This is a genomic window from Burkholderia sp. ABCPW 111 (assembly GCF_000773065.1).
Lineage (GTDB): Bacteria > Pseudomonadota > Gammaproteobacteria > Burkholderiales > Burkholderiaceae > Burkholderia > Burkholderia savannae.
This window is the reverse complement of sequence record NZ_JPWT01000056.1, coordinates 20427-42960: the sequence shown is the minus strand read 5'-3', so window position 1 is coordinate 42960 and position 22534 is coordinate 20427. Positions and strand designations below refer to the sequence as shown.

General features: G+C 65.7%; 15 protein-coding genes. 10 read left to right on the top strand and 5 right to left on the bottom strand.

Translation table 11 applies throughout. From position 1 onward, the window contains the following. The first annotated feature begins 73 nt into the window (after positions 1-73). A complete protein-coding gene (locus tag X946_RS09810) occupies positions 74-679 on the top strand; it encodes a DUF1415 domain-containing protein (RefSeq protein ID WP_038746433.1) in 606 nt (201 codons plus the stop codon). A 75-nt stretch (positions 680-754) separates the two neighbouring features. Here the strand turns inward: X946_RS09810 and X946_RS09805 are convergent, their stop codons facing one another. The 4 genes from X946_RS09805 to X946_RS09790 form a co-directional block, all read right to left on the bottom strand. Further along, positions 755-1648: a class I SAM-dependent methyltransferase gene (locus tag X946_RS09805; RefSeq protein WP_038746429.1), complete on the bottom strand. Its 894-nt coding sequence runs from the start codon at positions 1646-1648 to the stop codon at positions 755-757. A gap of 135 nt (positions 1649-1783) precedes the next feature. Then, positions 1784-2923, bottom strand: a complete 1140-nt coding sequence (locus X946_RS09800; RefSeq protein WP_038746547.1) for a methyltransferase — start codon at positions 2921-2923, stop codon at positions 1784-1786. A gap of 202 nt (positions 2924-3125) precedes the next feature. Beyond that, on the bottom strand, positions 3126-4244 hold the full coding sequence (locus X946_RS09795) for an acyltransferase family protein (protein WP_038746426.1): 1119 nt from the start codon (positions 4242-4244) through the stop codon (positions 3126-3128). Between the two features lie 445 nt (positions 4245-4689). After that, positions 4690-5196, bottom strand: coding sequence for an LEA type 2 family protein (locus X946_RS09790; protein ID WP_038746544.1), 507 nt, complete (start codon positions 5194-5196; stop codon positions 4690-4692). Between the two features lie 606 nt (positions 5197-5802). Between X946_RS09790 and X946_RS09785 the strand changes: the two genes are divergently transcribed. The 6 genes from X946_RS09785 (at position 5803) to X946_RS09760 (ending at position 15168) form a co-directional block, all read left to right on the top strand. Beyond that, on the top strand, positions 5803-7962 hold the full coding sequence (locus X946_RS09785; protein WP_038746424.1) for a M1 family metallopeptidase: 2160 nt from the start codon (positions 5803-5805) through the stop codon (positions 7960-7962). A 1042-nt stretch (positions 7963-9004) separates the two neighbouring features. After that, a complete protein-coding gene (locus X946_RS09780; RefSeq protein ID WP_038746422.1) occupies positions 9005-9241 on the top strand; it encodes a hypothetical protein in 237 nt (78 codons plus the stop codon). Between the two features lie 104 nt (positions 9242-9345). Next, on the top strand, positions 9346-9576 hold the full coding sequence (locus X946_RS09775; protein WP_038746419.1) for a hypothetical protein: 231 nt from the start codon (positions 9346-9348) through the stop codon (positions 9574-9576). A 626-nt stretch (positions 9577-10202) separates the two neighbouring features. After that, the gene (locus tag X946_RS09770; RefSeq protein WP_038746416.1) at positions 10203-11471 is read left to right on the top strand and encodes an HlyD family secretion protein; all 1269 of its coding nucleotides are present in this window, start codon (positions 10203-10205) and stop codon (positions 11469-11471) included. A gap of 14 nt (positions 11472-11485) precedes the next feature. Further along, on the top strand, positions 11486-13723 hold the full coding sequence (locus X946_RS09765; RefSeq protein ID WP_038746414.1) for a peptidase domain-containing ABC transporter: 2238 nt from the start codon (positions 11486-11488) through the stop codon (positions 13721-13723). Beyond that, positions 13720-15168, top strand: a complete 1449-nt coding sequence (locus tag X946_RS09760; RefSeq protein WP_038746411.1) for a TolC family protein — start codon at positions 13720-13722, stop codon at positions 15166-15168. The genes X946_RS09765 and X946_RS09760 overlap by 4 nt, the downstream gene beginning before the upstream one ends. Before the next feature lie 202 nt (positions 15169-15370). On the opposite strand, the gene X946_RS09755 is transcribed toward X946_RS09760, so the two are convergent. Further along, positions 15371-16348 (bottom strand): hypothetical protein, encoded by a 978-nt coding sequence (locus X946_RS09755; RefSeq protein WP_038746408.1) that lies wholly within the window; start codon positions 16346-16348, stop codon positions 15371-15373. Between the two features lie 125 nt (positions 16349-16473). Between X946_RS09755 and X946_RS09750 the strand changes: the two genes are divergently transcribed. From X946_RS09750 to tagF, 3 genes are all read left to right on the top strand, one after another. Then, positions 16474-17325, top strand: coding sequence for a M15 family metallopeptidase (locus X946_RS09750; RefSeq protein ID WP_038746405.1), 852 nt, complete (start codon positions 16474-16476; stop codon positions 17323-17325). 297 nt (positions 17326-17622) lie between these two features. Beyond that, complete coding sequence (tssM, locus tag X946_RS09745) at positions 17623-21546, top strand: type VI secretion system membrane subunit TssM (protein WP_038746402.1); 3924 nt, start codon at positions 17623-17625, stop codon at positions 21544-21546. Further along, on the top strand, positions 21543-22532 hold the full coding sequence (gene tagF / locus X946_RS09740) for a type VI secretion system-associated protein TagF (RefSeq protein WP_038746400.1): 990 nt from the start codon (positions 21543-21545) through the stop codon (positions 22530-22532). Before tssM ends, tagF begins: the two co-directional genes overlap by 4 nt. The last annotated feature ends 2 nt before the right edge of the window (positions 22533-22534 follow it).

Genomic DNA, 22534 nt, shown 5'->3' with positions numbered 1-22534 from the left:
CCGGCGGCGCCGACGCATCGCGCCCCGCCCGCGCCCGCTACAATCGCGGCTTGACCGCCACGCCGTTTCCGCCATGATCGAAGTCTCTCCGCCCGACGCCGACATCCTCGCCGCCACGCGCCACTGGCTCACGCGCGCGGTGATCGGGCTCAATCTGTGCCCGTTCGCGAAGGGCGTGCACGTGAAGCGGCAGATTCGCTATGCGATCAGCCGCGCGGCGTCGCTGGAAGCGGCGCTGACCGATCTCGAAAGCGAGCTGCGGCGCCTCGAGGCCGCCGATCCGGACGAAATCGACACGACGCTCGTGATCTTTCCGAACACGTTCGACGACTTTCTCGACTACAACGACGCGCTCTGGTTCGCCGATCGCCTGCTTCAGCAACTGCGGCTCGAAGGCACGCTGCAGATCGCGAGCTTCCACCCGCGCTATCAGTTCGACGGCGCCGGGCCCGACGACATCGAGAACTACACGAATCGCGCGCCGTATCCGATCCTGCACCTGCTGCGCGAGGCGAGCATCGAACGCGCCGCCGACGCGTTCCCGGACGCGGCCGACATCTACGAACGCAATCAGGCGACGATGCGCCGCCTCGGCCATGCGGGCTGGCGCGACTGGATGGCCCGGCGCGACGCAGACGAAGGGAACGAAGAGAACGAAGGGAACAAAGAAGCGAAGTAGCGCGATGCGGCGCGAAACGCCGGCGCACCGTGCGCTCGCCCCGCACGCCGCGAGCGCCGCGTCACGCGGCGAAGATCACGCGCGCGGCTCGGATTCGGCGGCGTCCGGCTTTGCGCTCGCGCCGGCGGCCGCCTGCGCGGCGGGCGCGAAGAAGCGCTCGCGCAGCTCCGCGAGCCCGAACATGTCGAGGATCTCGCCGAGCCGCTCGCCCGGCTTGCGTTGCGGCAGGTTCTTGTATTGCGCGATGATGAGCTCGTTCTTCATCGAATGCTCCCAGCCGACGAGCTCGGTCACGCTCACCTGATAGCCGTGCGCCTCGAGTTGCAGGCAGCGCAGCACGTTGGTGATCTGGCTGCCGAACTCGCGCGTGTGCAGCGGATGCCGCCACACTTCCGTCAGCGCGTTCGCGAGCGATTTCCCCTTGCTCTTGCGCAGCACGCCCGCGACTTCCGCCTGGCAGCACGGCACGAGCACGATGTGCCGCGCGTGCTTGGCGAGCGCGAAGCGGATCGCGTCGTCGGTCGCGGTGTCGCATGCGTGCAGCGCGGTGACGATGTCGACCGTTTCCGGCAGTTGCGGCGACGTGATCGAATCGGCAACCGACAGATTCAGGAACGACATCCCGCCGAAGCCGAGCCGCGCGGCGAGCTCGGTCGAGCGCGCGACGAGCGCCTCGCGCGTTTCGATGCCGTAGACGTGCGAGCCGGCGAGCGGACGCTCCTTGAAGAACAGGTCGTACAGGATGAAGCCGAGATACGACTTGCCCGCGCCGTGATCGACGAGCGTCACGCCGCCCTTTTCCCGCGCCACGTCCGAGAGAAGCGGCTCGATGAACTGGAACAGGTGATAAACCTGCTTCAGCTTGCGGCGGCTGTCCTGATTCATCTTGCCGTCGCGCGTCAGGATGTGCAGTTCCTTCAGCAGTTCGATCGACTGGTTCGGGCGGATTTCGTAAGTCTTGGTCGACATCGGGAGACAGGCCGGCTGCCGTTCAGGACCGAAGTCAGGCGGCGGCAGACGGCATCAAAGCGTGCGTGGAAGTGTCACAGTTTACCGAAAACCGGCCGCCTCGCCCCTCGTGCCGAGCCGCGCGCGCCGGCCGGCTCAGCCGCATGCGGCGAGACGCCAGAGCGACGTCGTCTCGGCCGCACGCGCACGATGCAGCGGATCGGCGGGGTCCGACGCCTTCGGATGCACCGGTTTGATGTCGTCGCGGCCGACGACGCTCAGGCCCGCCGCGTCGATCCAGCCGAGCAGTTCGTCGCGCGTGCGCAGGCCGAGATGCTCGGCGAAATCCGACAGGATCAGCCAGCCTTCGCCGCCCGGCGAAAGATGCGCGGCGAGCCCCGCGAGAAAGCCTTTCAGCATCCGGCTGTCCGGATCGTAGACCGCGTATTCGAGCGGCGAGCTCGGCCGCGCGGGCAGCCACGGCGGATTGCAGACGACGAGCGGCGCGCGCCCGTCGGGAAACAGATCGGCTTCGACGATCTCGATGCGCGACGCGTAGCCGAGCCGCGCGACGTTCTCCGCCGCGCAGGCGCGCGCGCGCGCGTCCTGATCGGTCGCGACCACGCGCTCGACGCCGCGCGACGCGAGCACCGCGGCGAGCACGCCAGTGCCGACGCCGATGTCGAACGCGAGCGACGTCGACGGCAGCGGCGCACGCGCGACGAGATCCACGTATTCGCCCCGCACGGGCGAAAACACGCCGTAGTGCGGATGAATCCGCTCGCCGCCGAGCGCGGCGAGCGGCACGCCCTTCTTGCGCCATTCGTGCGCGCCGACGATGCCGAGCAGCTCGCGCAGCGACGCGATCGAGCGCTCGCCGCCCGCCGCGCCATAGGCTTCTTCGCATGCGGCCCGCAGATCCGGCGCACGTCGCAGCGCGATCGAATAGTCGGCTTCGAGCAGGATCAGCAGCATCCCGAGCGTGCGCGCGCGCTGCGCCTGCGCCATCCGGTGGAGATTGAACGCATCGACGGGCGTCGCCGCGGGCTTCGCCTTCTTCGGCTTGCGATCGATGCGGCGCGCGAGCGCCTGCAGCAACTGGCGCGCGTTCTGGAAGTCGCCCTGCCAGACGAGCGCCGTGCCTTCGCACGCGAGGCGGTAGGCGGCATCGGCCGTCATGCGATCGTCGGCCGCGACCGCGCGGCGCGGCGGCGGCGAGCCGGCTTCGGAGCGCCAGCGAACGGCGTGCTCGACGCCGTCGGCGTCGGTCCATTGGAATTCGGGAAAAGCGGTCACGAGGAATCGGAAATCGTTGAGTCGATGGGCGGCGCGACGCGCCGCGGACGACACAGTACCGCGCTTTGCGCCGGCCGGCAAAATGCATCGGGCGCGCGGCGGCGGATCGCGACGCCGTTGTGCGTCGACAATCGGCGCGGCGATCGACGAAGGCGAGCAACGCGCGTCGCTCGCAGCGCCCCTTTTCTCAGACCTTCGCCGCTCAGACCTTCGCCGTCATGGCTTCGGCGCGGCGCTTCGGCGTCAACGCATGCGCGAAGCGCACGAACGGCGCCTCGCAGAATCGATAGCTCGCCCACGACAGCGCGATCGCCGGCAGAATCGGCAAGGCCATGTACACGCCGAGCGGCTGGTCCGTGATTCCGTATCGTTCGCACACCCACAGCAACAGATACAGCGGAATGCCGTGCAGCAGATAGATGGAGTAGCTGATCTCGCCGAGCCACGCGAAGAACCGCAGGCGAATCTTCAATACCGTTGCGAGCGCAACGAAAATCGCGATGCCGAGCACGTAGCCGAACGATGCGGACATGTGCACGAAATCGCGGTGTCGCCAGTTCGCCGCCGCCATCAGCAGCGAGATCGCGACGATGAGCAGGCCGAGCGCGATCGTCGCCGCGCGATACGAGACCGGCAAGCGGCCGCGCATCAGGTCGAACGTCTTCGACGGCGTCTCGTACGCTTGCCGGAAGCACGCGCCCCAGAACATGATCGCGAGGTGAAAGAGCATCCCCTTGTACTGGCCGAGCGCGCTTGCCGGAACGATCCGCAGCGCCGACGTGACGACGAAGAGCACGCACAGCCCCGCGCACACCGCGCAAAGGTCGCGCATGCGATGCAGTGCGCCGATGCTGAACAGCAGCACGCACAGTACGTAGAAATACAGCTCGGTTTCGAGCGTCCAGTAATGCCCCATCACCGGATCGCTGCCGAACGCCGTCGGAATCATCGTCACGTTCGCGAGCAGGCCGGACGCCTCCATTCGCAGCCCGAACAATAGCCAGTACACGAGATAGCCGAGCGGCAGCGACAGCCAGAACGCCGGATAGAGCCGGAAAAAGCGACGCACGACGAAGCGGCGCGTGCCCTCCGCAGGCGCGCCTCGCAGGCTCGTCGGAATCAGCATCCCGCTGATGCAGAAGAAGATGACGACGCCGATGCGCCCGAAGTTCACCGAACGCTGCACCGCGTCGAGCACGTGCTGCGAGCCTGCGAGCTTGTCGAAGAGCTCCGCGTAGTGCGTCCACATGACGAACAGCACGGCGACGGCGCGCATCGCATCGACATGCGCGAAGCGGCTCGGGCTGGTGGAATCGGACATGGCAGGATAGATCGTACGGCTGGCGCTGCGCGCAAAACGGCGACGCGCGCGAACCCGACGCACACAAGCGCGCCGAGCGGCATCGCCGCCTCGTCACGCTAACGTAGCGCGCCGCGCGCGCACTTTCCGTGCGGCACCGCACGCAGCGAGCCGGTCGATGCGATCGATCGGCGGGCCCATGACGCGTCGCGTTCGAAGACGCATGCGCGCGGCACGTCGCATCACGTGATACGGGCATGCAATACGACTGGCTGCGTAAGATGCGTCTCGCGGCGCGCTGCGCGCCGCACGTCGGCCGATCGGGACAACGCTGCCGAAACAGCGCGCGCACTACTCGCGCGCTTGCATTGCGGCGGCCTCGAACGGCGGACGAACTCTCACGCGCACGGCAATCGATGCGTGCCCGCGCTCAATCGCCCGCGACTCTCGCACTTCGCATCCAATTTCAATAGCCGCGCCCGTAACCGCCCGACGATGCGGGCAAGGCGAGCGTGCCCGAATCGGTGAAACGCACGCTGCCGAACATTCCACCGGCGAGCTTGCCGCGCAGCACGTAGGGCAGCTTGCCCGATTCCGTCACGTCAGCGAGCCCGAACGCCTGCCGCGCGGCCGCAAACGCGGACACCGTGACGGGCACGCTCAGCACCTGTTCGCCGAAACGCGGCACCGTCCCGCGCACGTCGCTCACGCCGCTCGCGAACGGCCTGCCGTTCAGCTCGAGATCGAGCGCGACGCCGTCGTAGTCGATCGGCGCATCGTTCGGATTCTGGAGCCGCAGCTTCACGTCGAAGCGCATTTCGAGCCCCTGCCCGACGAGCGGCTCGATACCGACGACGCTCACGCGCACCGGATCACGCGCGGTCAACGCCGCGCAGCCGCCGAGCGCGAGCAGCACGACGAATGCGGCGAACAATCGACCAACGAACGAGTGGGAACGGTGCAAGGCATGCATCGACGGCAACTCCTCGGGGCAAGACACGGGAGCGGCCATTGTAACCAGCGGCGGCTCGACGACCGCCGAACCGCCCGCGCCGCCCCCGATGCGCAACGCTCATCTTTCGTAGTCCTTCGATCGACTTTCCGCGCCTTCCGGCCGCGCACTACGAATACTCAATTAGCTTTATTTGAGGATTAAACATTCCAAAAACGGAATTAGAAGAAGGAATCGAAAAACCACTTCCCATCAAATTTTTTTTGATTCCTTTACGTTAATCCATCAAGTATATTGAGCAATCTTTCGAATCGCCTGACATTCCTTAAAGCCGCATGACGAAGCTGACGTTCCGCCTGGAGGCGGAAAAGCCCGCCTCGCCCGGCCGAGCGGGGTCGTACGGGCGACGAAAGCCGCCGGCAAGCGTTTCCCGCCGCACCGGCCATTCTTCACAAACCAGAATCCGAAGGGGGCACCCAACCATGATTACTTTCACGTAAGCACGCAGCAATCTTTCCGAATATAACCGGGGTAATTCATTTCGCTGTCGATTGACGGCGAAGGCGAACTATTGCCCGTCGAATTCATGCAGGACCGAATGATTATCTTTTCAATTCGAGGTTCAGTATGTGGATAAACAATCGTAGATTGCGATATCTGTCCCTGCTCGGTGCGCTCGCGCTGGCCGCCTGCGGCGGCGACGACGGCGGCACCGGCTCGGCCGTGTCGCTCGGCGCCGCGCACAGCCCGTCGAACGGCGCCAACAGCGCGAACGGCAACGCGACGGCGCCCGCCGCCGCGGTCGACAAGAGCACGAAGCCCGTCGAAATGCCCGACACCGTCGTGCCCGTCAACTACAAGCTATGGTTCCGCCCGAACGCGGACCTGAACCAGTTCAACGGCCGCGCGGACGTCGAGATCAAGGTGCTCAAGCCCGTCAACGCGATCGTCGTCGCGGGCCACCGGATCCAGTTCGCGAACGGCAGGATCACGCTGCAGCCCGGCAACGTGCAACTGATCGCGACGCCGCAGGACAAGGGCGACTTCTATCAGCTGCGCCCCGCGAGCGGCCAGATCGCCCCGGGCAACTATTCGCTGCACATGGAGTGGCAAGGGATCATCAACTTCAAGTCGTACGACGATCCCGTCAACCACACGGGCGGCAGCTGCGGCAATGATCCGTATCCGGGCTGCTCGGCGGCGGAAGGGATCTTCCGCGTCGATCTGAAGAGCACCGACGGCACGACGAGCGGCGCGATCCTCACGCAAGGCGAAACGAACCTGTCGCGCCAATGGTTCCCGGGCTGGGACGAGCCCGCGTTCCGTCCGACCTATGAAGTGACGGCCGAGGTGCCGCAGGCCTGGCGCGTCGTGTCGAACGCGGCCGAATTGCCGGCGGTGAACGTCGGCGGCGGCTACAAGCTGGTGTCGTTCGAGAAGACGCCGCCGATGCCGTCATATCTGGTGTTCTTCGGCGGCGGCCTGTTCGACGTGCTCGAAGACGACTTCTCGAGCCCGCTGCCTGACGGCCGCGGCCTGCATCTGCGCATCTTCACGCCGCCCGGCATGCGCGAATGGGCGCGCCCCGCGATGCAACGCACGAAGCAGGCGCTCGATTACTACTATCGTTACACCGGCATCCCGCTGCCGCTCAAGAAGTTCGACACGGTCGCGGCGAACGACGCCTTCAAGGACCAGAAGGGCCTGAATTTCGGCGGCATGGAGAACTGGGGCTCGATTCTCGAGTTCGCCGACGACATCCTGCCCGAACCGGGCAAGCCGATGTCGCGCTACGGCAACCAGGTGCTCACGCACGAAGTCGCTCACCAATGGTTCGGCGATCTCGTGACGACCGACTGGTGGGACGACGTTTGGCTGAACGAATCGTTCGCGCGCTTCTTCGAAACGAAGACGACGATCCAGTTCTTCCCGGACGAGTTCAACTGGCTCGACCACATCCGCTCCAAGTATCGCGTGATCAACAAGGACATCAGCCAGGACGCGTTCCCGATTCAGCCGAATTTCAACGGCTGGGCGTCGAACGATTTCGTCGTGAGCGCGAGTTCGTTCGTCTATAACAAGGGCGGCATGGTGCTGAAGATGCTCGAGGGCTATCTCGGCGAAGAGACGCTGCGCAAGGGCCTTCAGCAATACCTGAACGACTACGCGTTCGGCAACGGCACGCCGAAGCGTCTGTGGGACACGCTCTCCGCGGCGAGCGGGCAGCAGGTCGGGCCGATCGGCGACAGCTTCGTGCGTCAGACCGGCGTGCCGCTCCTGACGCTCGATACGCAGTGCGATCTGACGAAGAACCAGAACGTCGTGACGCTCAAGCAGTCGCCGTTCCCGAACAAGAACAAGTATCCGGGCGCGCAATGGACGATTCCCGTGACGCTCGGTTACGGCAACGGCCTCGTCAATCGCAAGACGCTCGCGCTGAAGGATACGCAAACGCAGATCCGCCTCGACGGCTGCTCGGCCGTCGTCGCGAATCCGAGCGGGTTCGACTACTACGTGACGGACTACAGCGACGCCGCATGGAGCGCACTCCTCACGCAAATCAACGCGTCGACGGACCCGGTGCTGCTCCTGAACCTGAAGAGCGAGGCCGCGCTGCTCGTCGCGTCGAATCTCGCGCCGCCGTCGCGCGAGACGAGCATCTCGTCGATCAACTCGCCGGCCGCGATGAAGCTGCGTCAAGTGCCGTCGATCTTCGAGACGCCGAAGGAACGTCCGCAGTTGCGTTACCAGGGCGAGTTCACGCCGCGGCAACAACGGACGCAATAAGCCGAACGCGAACGTCGCCGCCTGCATCGCCCGTCGCCGCGCAGCACGCGGCGACGGCAACCGCGAAGCGGCGGCGCACGACGCAATGTGCGCCATGCGGGCCTCCGATCGGAGGCCCGTTTTTTATCTTCGCCATTTCGTCAAAATCGACGCTCGAGCGGCATGCCGAAACAAAACCGATGCGCGCGTCGCGCGAATACGAATCGACTCGGCGCTCGCCTATTTTCGGAATACGATCTTATTTTAAAATATTTAACAATTATTCTTGCGACGGGTGAATCGAATCTCCCTGCCACCCTATCGGTCACTCGCTCGAATAACCCCTCTACGCACGCGTCACGGCCCTGACACGCGGCGATGCCGAGCGACGCCGCTCCGCACGGATCGCACGCTCGACGCTCCGATGCCGGTCTCGCAACTTCATCCGCGCGTAATCTCGAATCGTTCGATCGTTAGAACTCGTTCATCGTGTTTTTTGACCTGCTTTAAACAACGATTAAACCGCCGAGCGCACCGCGTTGATGAGTACGCTAGCGAACTTAACAGATCAAACCGAACTTTGATAATTGCCCCACGACCACGCGAGCATCGAAACATGCCGCCGTGTCGTAGCGAATCCGCTGAACCTGCGCAACCGCATTCGTTCGATCCCGCGCGACGTGCCGCACGACGGCCGCGTCGCAACCGGTCGATACGCGTTGCCTCCGGCTCGGCGCCGTTCGTCGACGATCGACCTGCAATGCTCGACGACGAACGAACGTTGCTATTCATCCAAGAGCATGTTCGGGGGCCGACTGATGACGAAGGCATGGGAAGACAGCGTGGGTCAGGCGTTAGGCGCATCGCGACCTGCGTCGACGATGCGCCGGATACGAAGATGAGTCGACCATCGGGCGTCGCGAGCGGATCGGTGCACGATGCATCGATCCGCTCGCCGCGACGAGCGATGGTCGAAGACCGGATTGATTTGCAGCGCTTCACGAACGGCGTCGCAGATCTGCCCCGCCAGATGGGCCATCTGGCAATTACTTGGAGAAAAGCAATGCAAGAACTCAACCAACAAGAGATCGATCTCGTCGGCGGCGCAACGGTGGGCGGCGGCCTGATCGGCGGCCTCACGGGCCTGATCGGCGCTTACGGCGGCGCGCTGTACGACCTCGGCGCAAACCTGACGAACGATCTCGTTGGCTTCGCGACGGGCGTGGTCCAGATCGGCGAAACGCTCGTCGGCGGCACGCTCGCCAACATCGCGAGCATCATCACCGGCCCGTCCGCGTAATAGCGGCGCACCGATGATCAATTGAGCGCCGACGGACACTTCTCTCCTTCTCTCGGCCGCTCGATGGATTTTCCAGCCACCTGCACATCATTCGGAGATTCACAATGCAAGAACTCAATCACCAAGAAATCGCCATGGTCGGCGGCGCATCGCTGCTGACCAACCTGGTCAGCGCCATCGGCAACGAAGTGCTGCTGCTCGGTCAGTCGGCCTACAACTTCGGTGGGAACCTGACGGACAGCGCAGGCGCGATCCTGACGCACACGGTCGACGGCATCGCCGGCGCGCTGACCAGCACGGTCGGCATCATCCAAGGCGTGCTGACGGGCAACTGATCGCGTCTCGACGCGACGACTATCGAAGCGACGACGACGAACGATTCACAGTCGTCGACCACTTGATTAGTCATGCTTAGTGCGTGCCCGGTCCCGTCACCGGGCACGCAGTCCGAACGCCCTCACATCGCGCCCGGCGCGATACGTCACGCGCAACGCACACGCGATCCGCAGCCAACGGCAATCGCACCCGCCCCTCCCATCGCCCATCCGCTCGAATCATCGCGCACGTTGGGGGAAAGACTTCAAAGATGGTCAAAACGTAGGCCAACGCGCTTTCCTGTTCGGCCCCGCTCCGATAACTTCTGATGCGACGCCACCGAATTTCGAATCGCCCGCATCCGAGGCCAGGGCCGCGCGCTTCAGCGAGCGACCGCTGCGGACGATTCGCCGATGTCACGCCGAGCACCGCATCGCTTTGCGGCTTCGTTCGCCGCGAGATCGTGACGACATCCATGACGAGCTAGACATGCACGACCCGACTCGAGCACGACTCGAAGCCACCACGCGCGGCAACCGCCCACTCGACGCGAAACGCACGCCCATTTGCCGCGGCGCTCGAGCGGCATGACGCCGCCGCGACGCAACTTCGAGCCGACCTACACGCTACTTTCGGCAGTCCTTTCATGACGCCCAATACTCCACTCTTTCGTACCGCCGCACAGGAAGCGCAGCGCACGCAGACACTCGGCGAGATCGTGCTGATTCGCCCCGTGACGTTCGCCGTGCTCGCGACCGCCGCCGCGAGCATGGCGCTCGGCGTGATCCTTCTCTTCACGTTCGGCACCTATACGCGCCGCACGACGGTTGACGGCGTGCTCACGCCGGATACGGGCCTCGTCAAAGTCTATGCGCAGCAGACAGGCGTCGTGTTGAAGAAGAACGTCGTCGAGGGGCAGCACGTCACGCGCGGACAGGTGCTCTACACGGTGTCCACCGATCTGCAAAGCGCGGCCGCCGGGCAGACTCAGGCGGCGCTCATCGAACAGGCGCAGCAACGCAAGACATCGCTGCAGCAGGAGCTCGACAAGACCAGGAGGCTGCAGCAGGACGAGCGCGACACGCTGCAATCGAAGATCGCGAGCCTGCGCGCGGAACTCTCGGGCATCGACGATCAGATTGCCGCGCAACGCACGCGCGCGTCGATCGCGGCGGATGCGGCGTCGCGCTACGCCGGCCTGCTGGCGCAGGACTATATCTCGAAGGATCAGGCGCAGCAGCGCCAGGCGGATCTGCTCGATCAGCGTTCGAAGCTGAACAGCCTGATGCGCGATCGCGCGAGCACCGCGCAGACGCTGAAGGAAGCGCTCAACGATATGTCGGGGCTGTCGCTCAAGCAGCAGAACCAGTTGTCGCAAATCGACCGCAGCGTGATCGACGTCGATCGCACGCTGATCGAAAGCGAAGCGAAGCGCGAGTTCGTCGTCACCGCACCGGAAACGGGCACCGCGACCGCGGTGATCGCCGAGCCGGGCCAGACGGCCGACACGTCGCACCCGCTCGCGAGCATCGTGCCGACGAACGCGCACTGGCAGGCGTATCTGTTCGTGCCGAGCGCCGCGGTCGGCTTCATTCATGTCGGCGATCGCGTGCTCGTTCGCTATCAAGCGTACCCGTATCAGAAGTTCGGCCAGTACGAAGCGAGCGTCGTGTCGATCGCGCGCACCGCGCTGTCGGCGGCCGAGCTCGCGACGAGCGGCGGCCCCACCGCGCAAACGGCGAGCGGCACGTACTACCGGATCACGGTCGCGCTGAAGTCGCAAAGCGTGACGGCCTACGGTAAAGCGCAGCCGCTGCAAGCCGGCATGGCGCTGCAAGCCGACGTCCTGCAAGAGCGCCGCCGTCTGTACGAGTGGGTGCTCGAGCCTCTTTACAGCCTGACCGGCAAACTCTGACGCGATCCCAGCCTATGTCACTCCTCGATCGTCTCTCGTTCGGCGTCGGCAGCAAACTGCCGATGCTCCTGCAGACCGAAGCCGCCGAATGCGGCCTCGCGTGCCTCGCGATGGTTGCCGGCTTTCACGGCCATCACGTCGACCTCGCGACGATGCGCAGCCGCTTCCCCGTGTCGCTCAAAGGCGCGGGCCTCGGCCGCGTGATCGACATCGCGCAGCGCCTCGATCTCGGCACGCGCGCGCTGAAGCTCGAACTCGATCAGCTCGGCCAACTGCGCGTGCCCTGCGTGCTGCACTGGAATTTCAACCACTTCGTGGTGCTGAAGGAAGTCAGCGGCAAGCACGTGATCATCCACGATCCGGCGCAGGGCGTGCGCAAGCTGTCGCTCGACGAAGTCTCGCGTTCGTTCACGGGCGTCGCGCTCGAGCTGTGGCCGACGGGCAGCTTCAAGCCGCGCGAGGCGTCGCCCGCCGTGAAGCTGCGCCAACTGCTCGGCCCCGTGTCCGGGCTGTCGCGCTCGCTCGGTCAGATCATCGTGCTCGCGATCGCGCTCGAAGTGTTCACGCTCGTGTCGCCGTTTTTCCTGCAATGGGTGATCGACGAGGTGATCGTCAGCGCCGATCGCGACCTGCTGACCGTGCTCGCGCTCGGCTTCGGCCTGTTGCTGCTGATGCAGCAGGCGACGAGCGCGATCCGCGCGTGGGCGCTGATGTATCTCGGCACGACGCTCAACGTGCAATGGCGCGCCAACGTTTTCACGCACCTGCTGAGCCTGCCCGTTCAGTATTTCGAGCGCCGCCATCTCGGCGACGTCGTCTCGCGCTTCGGCTCGATCGACACGATCCAGCAGACGATGACGACGTCGTTCCTGTCCGCGGTGATCGACGGGCTGATGACGATCGTCACGCTCGCGATGATGTTCGTCTACAACCGCACACTCGCATTCGTCGCGCTCGGCGCGATGGCGCTGTATGCGCTCTTGCGCTGGCTCTGGTATCGGCCGCTGCGCCGCGCGACGGAGGACCAGATCATTCACACCGCGAAGCAGCAGAGCCACTTTCTCGAAACGGTGCGCGGCGTGAAGACGATCAAGCTGTTCAACCGCCAGACCGAGCGCCGTTCGAGCTGGCTCACGCTGCTCGTCGAGCAGATCAACGCGGGCCTTCACGTGCAGAAACTGCAACTGCTGTATCAGCAGTTGAACGGCCTGCTGTTCGGCATCGAAGGGCTCGTCATCATCTGGCTCGGCGCGCGCCTCGTGATGGACGGCGAATTCACGGTCGGCGTGCTGATGGCGTTCAACGCATACAAAGGGCAGTTCGACAGCCGCGTCGGCAGCCTGATCGACAAGTTCTTCGAAGTGAAGATGCTGCAGCTTCAGGGCGAGCGGCTCTCCGATATCGTATTCGCGAAAAGCGAATCCGATGCGGGCGAGCGGCACGTGCCGGGCGAAGCGGAGAATCTCAGCGCCAGCATCGAAGCCGACAGCCTCATGTTCCGCTACGCCGAAGGCGAGCCGACCGTGCTCGACGGCGTGTCGCTGAAGATCGAGCCGGGGGAATCGGTCGCGCTGATCGGCGCGTCGGGCTGCGGCAAGACGACGCTCGTCAACGTGCTGCTCGGCATCCTCGAGCCGACGGGCGGCAAGATCAAGATCGGCGGCGTCGACGTCGAGCGCCTCGGCCTCGACCGGCTGCGCTCGCTCGTCGGCACCGTGCTGCAGGACGACGTGCTGTTCGCGGGCTCGATCGCCGACAACATCAGCTTCTTCGATCCGGATGCCGATCCGAAGTGGGTCGCCGAATGCGCGCAGCTCGCCGCCGTGCATGCGGACATCGTCGCGATGCCGATGGGCTACAACACGCTCGTCGGCGACATGGGCACGGTGCTGTCGGGCGGGCAGAAGCAGCGCGTGCTGCTCGCGCGCGCGCTCTACAAGCGCCCGAAGATTCTCGTGCTCGACGAGGCGACGAGCCATCTCGATCTGCAGCGCGAACGGCAGGTGAACGCCGCGGTCAGCGCGCTGAAGATGACGCGTGTGATCGTCGCGCACCGTCCGGAGACGATCGCGTCCGCGTCGCGCGTGATCATGCTCGACGCGGGCAAGGTCGCGCTCGACAAGCCGACGGCCGCGCTCGCCGCGGCGCCGAAGCCGGCGGCCGCTCCGGGCACGGCACCCGCTGCGGCGACGGCATCGGCTCCGGCCGCGGCGCCCGCGCCGGCAGCAACGCAACCCGTCACGGGACGATGATCGCGATGAAATCCGCACGCACCCTCGTCACGGCCGGCGTATTCGCGCTCTTCGCGTCGCACGCGGCGCACGCGCAGTGGCTCGATATCTATGGAACCCGAAAGAACGTGTCGGCGTCGCCCGCCGCGCCGATGCTGAAGAACGCCACGTGCCAGCCCGAGCTGGCGAACCGTCCGATCGAACTCGAAGACGCGATGCTCCAGGCGATCTGCGCGAATCCGCAGGCGCGCCAGGCATGGGCGAACGCGCGCGCGCAGGCCGCGCAGGTCGGCGTTAAGGAAGCCGCGTATTTGCCGGCACTGAACGCAACGGCCGGCGTTCAGCGCAACTGGCAATCGACGACTTATGAAGCGAATTTCGGCTCCATCACCGCGAGCGATACGCAAAGGCAAACCCAAACGAGCCGCTACGGCGCGCTGAACCTGAGCTGGGTGCTGTTCGATTTCGGCAAGCGCAGCGCGGCGCTGCGGCAAGCACGCGAGCTGCTCGCCGCCGCCAATGCAACGCAGGACGACACGCTGCAGACGATCCTCTTCAACGCCGCGCAAGCGTATTACACCCTGCGCGACGCGCAGGCGTCGGTCGATGCGGCGCGCACGATCGAACGCGCGGCGCAGGACAGTCTCACCGAATCCAAAGCGAAGCACGACGCCGGCGCGGGCACGCTGAGCGACCAGTTGCAGGCGCAGACGAGCTACCGCCGCGCGGTGCTCGATCGCGTGAGCGCCGAAGGCGACGTGCAGAACGCAACAGGCACGCTCGCCGTTGCAATGGGGCTCGACGCGAACACGCCGCTGCAAATCGCGCCCGCCGAGGCGGCCGTCAATCGCAACGAATTCGCGGAAGGCGTCGCGCAGTTGATCGACGAAGCGAAGCGGCAGCACCCGAAGCTGGTCGCCGCGCGCGCGAAGCTCGACGCGGCGCGCGCGAACGTCGACGCGGCGCGCGCGCAGGGCCGCCCGACCATCTCGTTGACCGGCAGCCTCAGTCGCAACAGTCCTTCATATCAGCAGCAGTTCGGTATCCAGACCACCGGAAGTCACGGCAGCATGATCGGCGTACAGGTGACGATCCCGCTCTTCGAGGGTTTCGCGTCCGGCTACCGCGTCGAGGCAGCCCAGGCACAGGCCGACGCGCAGGAAGCCGACGTGCAGAACACTGAGCTGAACGTATCGCTCGACGTGTGGAAGAGCTATCAGAGCCTGCAGACCGACACCGCGAATCTCGATAACTCGAAGGACCTGCTCGGCGACGCGCAGCACTCGCTCGACATCGCGCGAGGCCGCTACAAGGCGGGCGTCGGCACGTTCACGGAGCTGCTCAATGCGCAGACAGCGCTCGCCGACGCGCAGAAGCAGCGCGTGCAGGCGCTATCGAAATGGCGCACCGCGCGGCTCAAGCTCGCGGCGAGCCTCGGCAGCATCGGCTTGTGGTCCGCGCATTGAACGAACGCGGCCGCGATGCCGCCGCATGCATGATCAGGATGGCGAAACGATTGCCGAACGAATCGCCTAGCGCGACGACGCGCGCCGCGATTCGGCATCGATCTTGAAAAACGAAAGATTGAAAAACCGCCGCAGGGCTCCGGGCTGACGCGCGGCACATTACATGCGTGTCGCCGCGAGCACGCCGGACGTCACGCGCGCATCACGGTTGACGGTTCTGCGTCGCGGAGGTCGGGCACGCCGGGTCCTTGCCCCAGTGGTTCTCGCACACGCGCCAGCGGCAAAGCTGATCCTCGAAGAAACCGCGCTCGCCGCACGCTTTCACGCGCGCGGCGAGCGACGCATCGGCCGATGCGGACGTCGCCGCCGCTACCGTTTTCGTCGCCGCATTCGCGCTCGATTTCGCCGCGTCGGCGGCCGGCTTCGCCGAATCGGCCGGCTTCGTTCGCGCGACGAGCGCGGCGAGCAGATCGGCATCCGGATCGTCCTTCCCGTTCTTCCCGCTTTTCTTCGCGACGGCCTCGCGTCGCGGCTTCTTCGCCTGCGCGGCTTCGACGGCCTGCGCTTTCTCGCGACGCTTGCGCGCCGCGGCCTCCGCCTTCGCGTGCGCCGCATCTTGCTTCGCAGTGCTGCTCTTCAGCGTGCTCTTCTCGGCGCTCTTCGCCGGCTTCACCGCCGCAATCGCGGCAGCGGCCGTGGCCGCTCCTGCGGCGGCCTCGGTCGCCGACACGTCGGATGCGCCGTTCGCGAGCGCGCGCGACAAACGGCTCTCGCCCGCCGCCGACGCGGCCGGCTTCACGTCGTTCGCGACGCTGTCGTCGTTGACGATCGTCGCGGGCTGCGGCGCCGATGCCTGCGCGATCTGCGCCACGCTCGCGGTCGCAGCATGGCTCGCTGGCGCGGCCGCCGCCACGGGCGCCGACGCGGCGGCCGCGACTTCGCCTTGTTCAGTGGAAGACTGCTGCAATCGCCATGCACCCCACCCGGCTACGGCGACGACTGCGAGCGCGACGAGCGCGATCGGGCCTTTGCGCGAACGCGATGCGTTTTCGGGCTGGGGGGAGACGCGACCTTCAAGATTCGCGAGAATACGCGAGTTGTTCGCACCGCTTTCTTTGCCGGCATCGGAGGAAAGCAGGCTAGGCGGGGCTTTCGAATTCGAATCGTCCGGCGCGCTCATTCAGTGTCTCGTTGAATCCTGGTTTAATTCGCCGCAATAATATTGTCCCGGCCTTCGCGGAAGCAGGCCTGATTCTAAGATCAAGCATTGCAAATTACAATCGATTCCATATTCCGGGGTTTTCTTTGATTGCCGTCGTTCTAGTCGCATATTTCGCCGTCGCCGTCCTCGCCGCTGCGCTGCTGTTATTACCGGCAGTGCGCGCAACGGTATTCGATTCGGTCGCCCAATTCCACGGCCGAATCAGCCGGCGCGCATCCGATCTTGCCGCCCGTGCGCGCGCGCGTCTCGAGCAATCGGCAAAAATGTCGCGCTCGACTTTAAGCGGCATGCAAAATTTACTAGTGCGGCGGCGCTTGCTGATTGCGACCACGACAGGTATTCTTGCGACGCCTCCATTGATTGCTATCGCGTTACGCGGTCGGCAACTATTCCAATACGACGACACTTTACGCGCGCCGGACGAGAAAATTGCCGCGCTTTTAAAAGGCGAGCAGCTCGTTCCGCCGTTGCCGCTGCCGCCCGAAGTCTTCGCCACTCGCGAGGTCGAGCAGGTCCGGCCCGCGCTGAAGGACGCAAGCCGCGATTGGAATTTGCTCGATACCGATTTCAGAACGCGCCTGTTGCTCGCCTACAAGATCATGCACGAGCGATACGGCTATGAAATGGCGCTGCTCGAAGGCTATCGCAGCCCCGAGCGGCAAAACCGATTGGCGCAAATGGGCGGCAACGTCACCAATGCGGCGGCGTTCCAGAGTTATCACCAATACGGTCTGGCGGCCGACAACGCGTTCCTGCGCGACGGCAAGCTCGTCATCTCGGAAAAAGATCCGTGGGCCATGCGAGGCTATCAGTTGTACGGACAAGTCGCCGAAGAGGTTGGCTTGACCTGGGGTGGCCGATGGAAAATGATGGACCTCGGACACGTCGAATACCATAAGCCCGGCTTCAAGCTCGGGCGCTCGTCCGCTCGATAAAGGACGAGCAGGAAATAATGAGGGCGGCATGGGGCAACCGAACATCGCGACAGGAACACAATCCTGCATTCATTCGATCGGCGCGCGCCGGCCGACGATCGCACCGCGCACGAACGCGTCGTCGCCGGCCTCGCTGCGGCGGCCTTTCCTCTCCCCACATGCATTCGCGACAACGTGACGTCACTCGAAGCCGTCACGCTTGTCGCCGCGGCATGCGCCCACCGCGCGCGCACGCGGACCGCGTCGTCGCCTAATTCGCCTTATTGAATCTGAATCGCACCGGAACCTGAACGTCCTATGCAACGCTTCCTCAACGTGTTGACTCACCCTCGCACGCTCACGATCGTCGGCTTCGCCGCGCTCGCGGCGGTTCTGTTCATCGCGGCCGATGCGCTACAGACCGGCTTCGTGTGGGCGGCCGCCGCGTTCGCCGCCGCGCTCGCGCTGTGGCTCGCGACGAAGCTCTGGCGCCGCTCGCGCGTGCGCCGCGCGAACCGCCAGCTCGGCGACATCCTCGAGCAGCAGGCCGAAACGGGCAAGGTGTCCGCCGCCGCGGCCGAGCCCTCGAAGCCGGCCGATCTCGACGTGCTGCGCCTGCGCCTCTCCGACACGGTGAAGACGATCAAGACGTCGAAGATCGGCCAGGTGTCGGGCGGCTCGGCGCTGTACGAGCTGCCGTGGTACATCGTGATCGGCAATCCGGCCGCCGGCAAGAGCAGCGCCGTCATCAATTCGGGGCTGCAGTTTCCGTTCGCGGACAAGAACAGCGCGGTGATCCACGGGATCGGCGGCACGCGCAACTGCGACTGGTTCTTCACGACGGAAGGCATTCTGCTCGACACAGCGGGCCGCTATTCGGTGCACGAGGAAGACCGCAGCGAATGGCTCGGTTTCCTCGATCTGCTGAAGCGCCATCGTCCGAAGGCGCCGATCAACGGGATCATCGTGACGGCGAGCATCGCCGAGCTGACCGGCAACCGTCCCGAGTTCGCGATCAACCTCGCGAAGAACCTGCGCCAGCGCGTGCAGGAGCTCACCGAGAAGCTCGAAGTGTTCGCGCCCGTCTACGTGATGTTCACGAAGGCCGATCTGATCACGGGCTTCACCGAATTCTTCAGCAGCAGCGACCGCCAGGAATACGACCGCGTGTGGGGCGCGACCCTGCCGTACGAGCCCGACGAGAAGCGCGACGTGGTCGCGCTGTTCGACGAGCGTTTCGAAGAACTGTACGAAGGGCTCAAGGAGATCAGCGTCGCGCAACTGTCGCTCAGCCGCGGCAACAAGCTTTCGCCCGGCCAACTGAGCTTCCCGCTCGAATTCTCGACGATCAAGCCCGCGCTGCGCTCGTTCCTCGCGACGCTGTTCGAGGACAATCCGTTCCAGTACAAGCCGATCTTCCGCGGCTTCTACTTCACGAGCGCGTTGCAGGAAGGCGAAACGAACAGCGCCGCCGCGCAGCGGATCGCGAATCGCTTCGGCCTCGATGCGCAAAGCCTGCCGAAGCCGCACAGCGCGTTCTCGAAGAACGGCTTCTTCCTGCGCGATCTGTTCTCGAAGGTGATCTTCGCGGACCGCCAGACGGTGCGCCAATTCGCGAGCCCGACGAAGACGCGCATGCGCTACGCGACGTTCTTCGGCTTCGTCGCGGCGCTCGCGCTCGCGCTCGGCGGCTGGACGTGGTCGACGATCGGCAACCAGCAGCTCGTGTCGAACGTGCAGGCCGATCTCGACAACGTGACCCGCTTGCAGCAGAACCGCAACGATCTGCAATCGCGCCTTCAGGCGATGGACATTCTCGAAGACCGGATCGAGCAGCTCGAGCAGTTCCGCCGCGACAAGCCATTGTCCGTATCGCTCGGCCTGTATCAGGGCGACCGGCTCGAGCAACACCTGCTGACCGAGTACTACAACGGCGTGCGGCAAATCCTGCTGAACCCGGTGTCGGACAACCTCGCATCGTTCCTGAAGGACGTGAATACGCATCCGGACCAGCTCGCGCCGATGACGCGCGCGCCGGAATCCGGCGCCGTTCAGGCGGGAGCGGGGGCGGCACCGGCGGGCCCGATGGCGGTGTCGGCGAACGCCGCCGCGCCGGGCGCGGCGCCCTCCTCCGCCGTCGCGCAGAATCGGCAGCAAGGCGGGCTCTACAACGACGCGTCGCCGACCAACGTCGAGGACGCATACAACGCGCTGAAGACCTACCTGATGCTGTCCGACAAGCGGCACGTCGAGCAGGCGCACCTGACCGACCAGGTCGCGCGCTTCTGGCGCGGCTGGCTCGAGACGAATCGCGGCAACATGCCGCGCGACGAGATGATCAAGAGCGCGGAGCGGATGATCACGTTCTACCTGTCGCGCGTGTCCGACAACGACTGGCCGATGATCGAGGCGAACCTCGCGCTCGTCGACCAGACCCGCGAGAACCTGCGCCGCGTCGTGCGCGGCATGCCGGCCCGCCAGCGCGTGTATGAAGAGATCAAGGCGCGCGCGTCGACCCGCTTCGCGCCGATGACGATCGCGCGCATCGTCGGCGAAGGCAACACGGGCCTCGTCGCGGGCAGCTACGCGATTCCCGGCACGTTCACGCGCGAGGCGTGGTTCCAGTACGTGCAGCCCGCGATCCGCGACGCCGCGACGAAGGAACTGCAAGCGAAGGACTGGGTGCTGAACACCGCGACGGCCGACGACCTCACGCTCGAGGGCAGCCCCGAGCAGATTCAGAAGACGCTCGTGGCGATGTACAAGACCGAGTACGCGCAGCACTGGCAGAAGTTCATGCAGGGCATCGCGGTGCAGGGCTTCGGCAACTTCACGCAGGCGGTGGACGCGATGAACAAGCTCGGCGACCCGCAGGATTCGCCGATCCGCAAGGTGCTCGAGACCGCGTACGACCAGACGTCGTGGGACAACCCGTCGCTCGCGAACGCGACGATCAAGAAGGCGCAGACGGGCGTCGTGAACTGGGTCAAGCAGTGGTTCACGCGTCAACCGGGCGGGCAGATCGCGGCGAACGTCGACATCAACGGCAATCCCGCCGACGCGCCGATGGGCCCGATCGGCCAGGAGTTCGTCGGGCTCGGCCGGATCGTCGCCACGCACGACGGCACGTCGATGCTCAAGGGTTACATGGATACGCTGTCGAAGGTCCGCACGCGCTTCAACGTGATCAAGAACCAGGGCGACCCCGGCCCCGGCGCGCGCCAGCTGATGCAGCAGACGCTCGACGGCAACGGCTCGGAGCTCGCCGATTCGCTGAAGTTCGTCGACGAGCAGATGCTGACGGGCCTGACCGATTCGCAACGCAAGTCGCTGCGCCCGCTGCTCGTGCGCCCGCTGATGCAGGCGTTCGCGGTCGTGATCCAGCCGGCGAGCGTCGAGGTGAACAAGGTGTGGAACGCGCAGGTCTACCAGCCGTTCCAGGGCTCGCTCGCGAGCAAGTATCCGTTCGCCGCCGGCGCCAAGGTCGAGGCGGGCGCGAGCGAAATCGCGCAGGTGTTCGGCCCCGACGGCTCGATCGCGAAGTTCGTCGGCACGACGCTCGGACCGCTCGCGGTGCGCCGCGGCGACACGCTGTCCGCGCGCACCTGGGGCGACATGGGCCTCGCGCTCACGCCGGACTTCACGAACGGCTTCGCGCGCTGGGTCGCACCGCTCGCGGGCGGCGCGGCAACAAGCGCCGCCGCGTCGTCCGAGCCGCAGACCGTGTTCCAGGTGTTGCCGCAGCCGAGCAGCGGCACGACCGAGTACACGATCGCGATCGACGGCCAGCAGCTGCGCTACCGCAACACGCCGCCGCAATGGACGAACTTCGTGTGGCCGAACCCGCAGGGCTCGCCCGGCGCGACGCTGTCCGCGACGACGTTCGACGGCCGCACGGTGCAGCTCGTCAACGAGCCGGGCCGCTACGGCCTCGAGAAGCTGATCAACTCGGCGCAGCGCAAGCGCCGCCCGGACGGCACGTTCGATCTGACGTGGACGCAAGGCAACGTCAGCGTGTCGGTGACGATGCGCATCATCAGCACGTCGCAGCCGACGGGCGGCGGCGGCGACCAGCCGCAGCAGCAGAGCCTGCGCGGCCTGCGCCTGCCGTCGTCGGTCGCCGACGCGAGCGCGGGCGGCGCGCCCAACGCGGCCGCGCAGCCGGGCCCGGGCGTCGTGGCCGCGGCGCCGCAGGCCGCCGTCGCGGCGGCTTCCGCATCGAACGCACAGGGGGCGCAATGACGCAAACGGTCCAGGCTCAGATCGCGTACTTCGGCAAGATCCCGTCGCGCGGCGACTTCGTCAAGAGCGCGCACAATCCGCAGCTTCTGCAGACGCTCGACCACTGGATCGCGCGCGCGATGGAACTCCTCGCCGACGACCCGCGCTGGAAGATCGTCTACGAAAGCGCGAAGCCGATGCACTTCGCGTTCCTCGGCTCGAAGAGCCGGCTCGCGATCGCGGGCCACATGATCGCGAGTCACGACGCGTCGAACCGGCGCTTCCCGTTCCTCGCGGCAACGGCGCTCGAAGTCGAGCGGCCGCTCACGTTCCTCGCGCGCAGCCCGCTCGCGTTCGCGCGGCTCTGGTCGCGCGCCGCCGCGCAGATGCAGTCGCTCCTCGGCCCGCAGGAGCCGCCCGGCGCGCTGCAGGCGCTCGGCGACACGCAGGTTCCGATCGACACGGGCGGCCCCGGCAGCGCGCACGACGGCACGTTCAACGATTTCGTCGAGCACCAGACCCTGTACGGCCTCGAGCAGATGCTGCTCGCGAGCGGGCACCCGGTGAAGCTGCGCGGCGCGATGCTCGCGCTCGGCTCGCTGCTGCGCCCGGTGATGCAAAGCGGCACGTCGCACATCGAGCGCGGGCTCACGCTGCCGCTGCCGACCGATCCGTTCTACCGGAGCCTCGTCGCCGCGTTCTGGCTCGAGCTCGTCGCGCCGTTCGTGTCGCGCGCCGACTTCGAGCTCGCGATCTTCATCGGCACGATCGCCGAGCGCGAACGGCTCATCATCGGCTTCAACGGCGCATCCGCGAAAACCCTGCACAGCGTGGTCGATCCGCAGACTTACGCCGAACACAACATCGACATCGACGATCCGGAATGGATCGACGCACATGCGCAAAACGACCATGGGATCAGCAAGCTCGTCAGTTATCTCGAACAATCGCAACTGTCGCTGCGCGTGTGCATCGACACGTTCCATGAAGCGTTCATCGGAGCGTGACG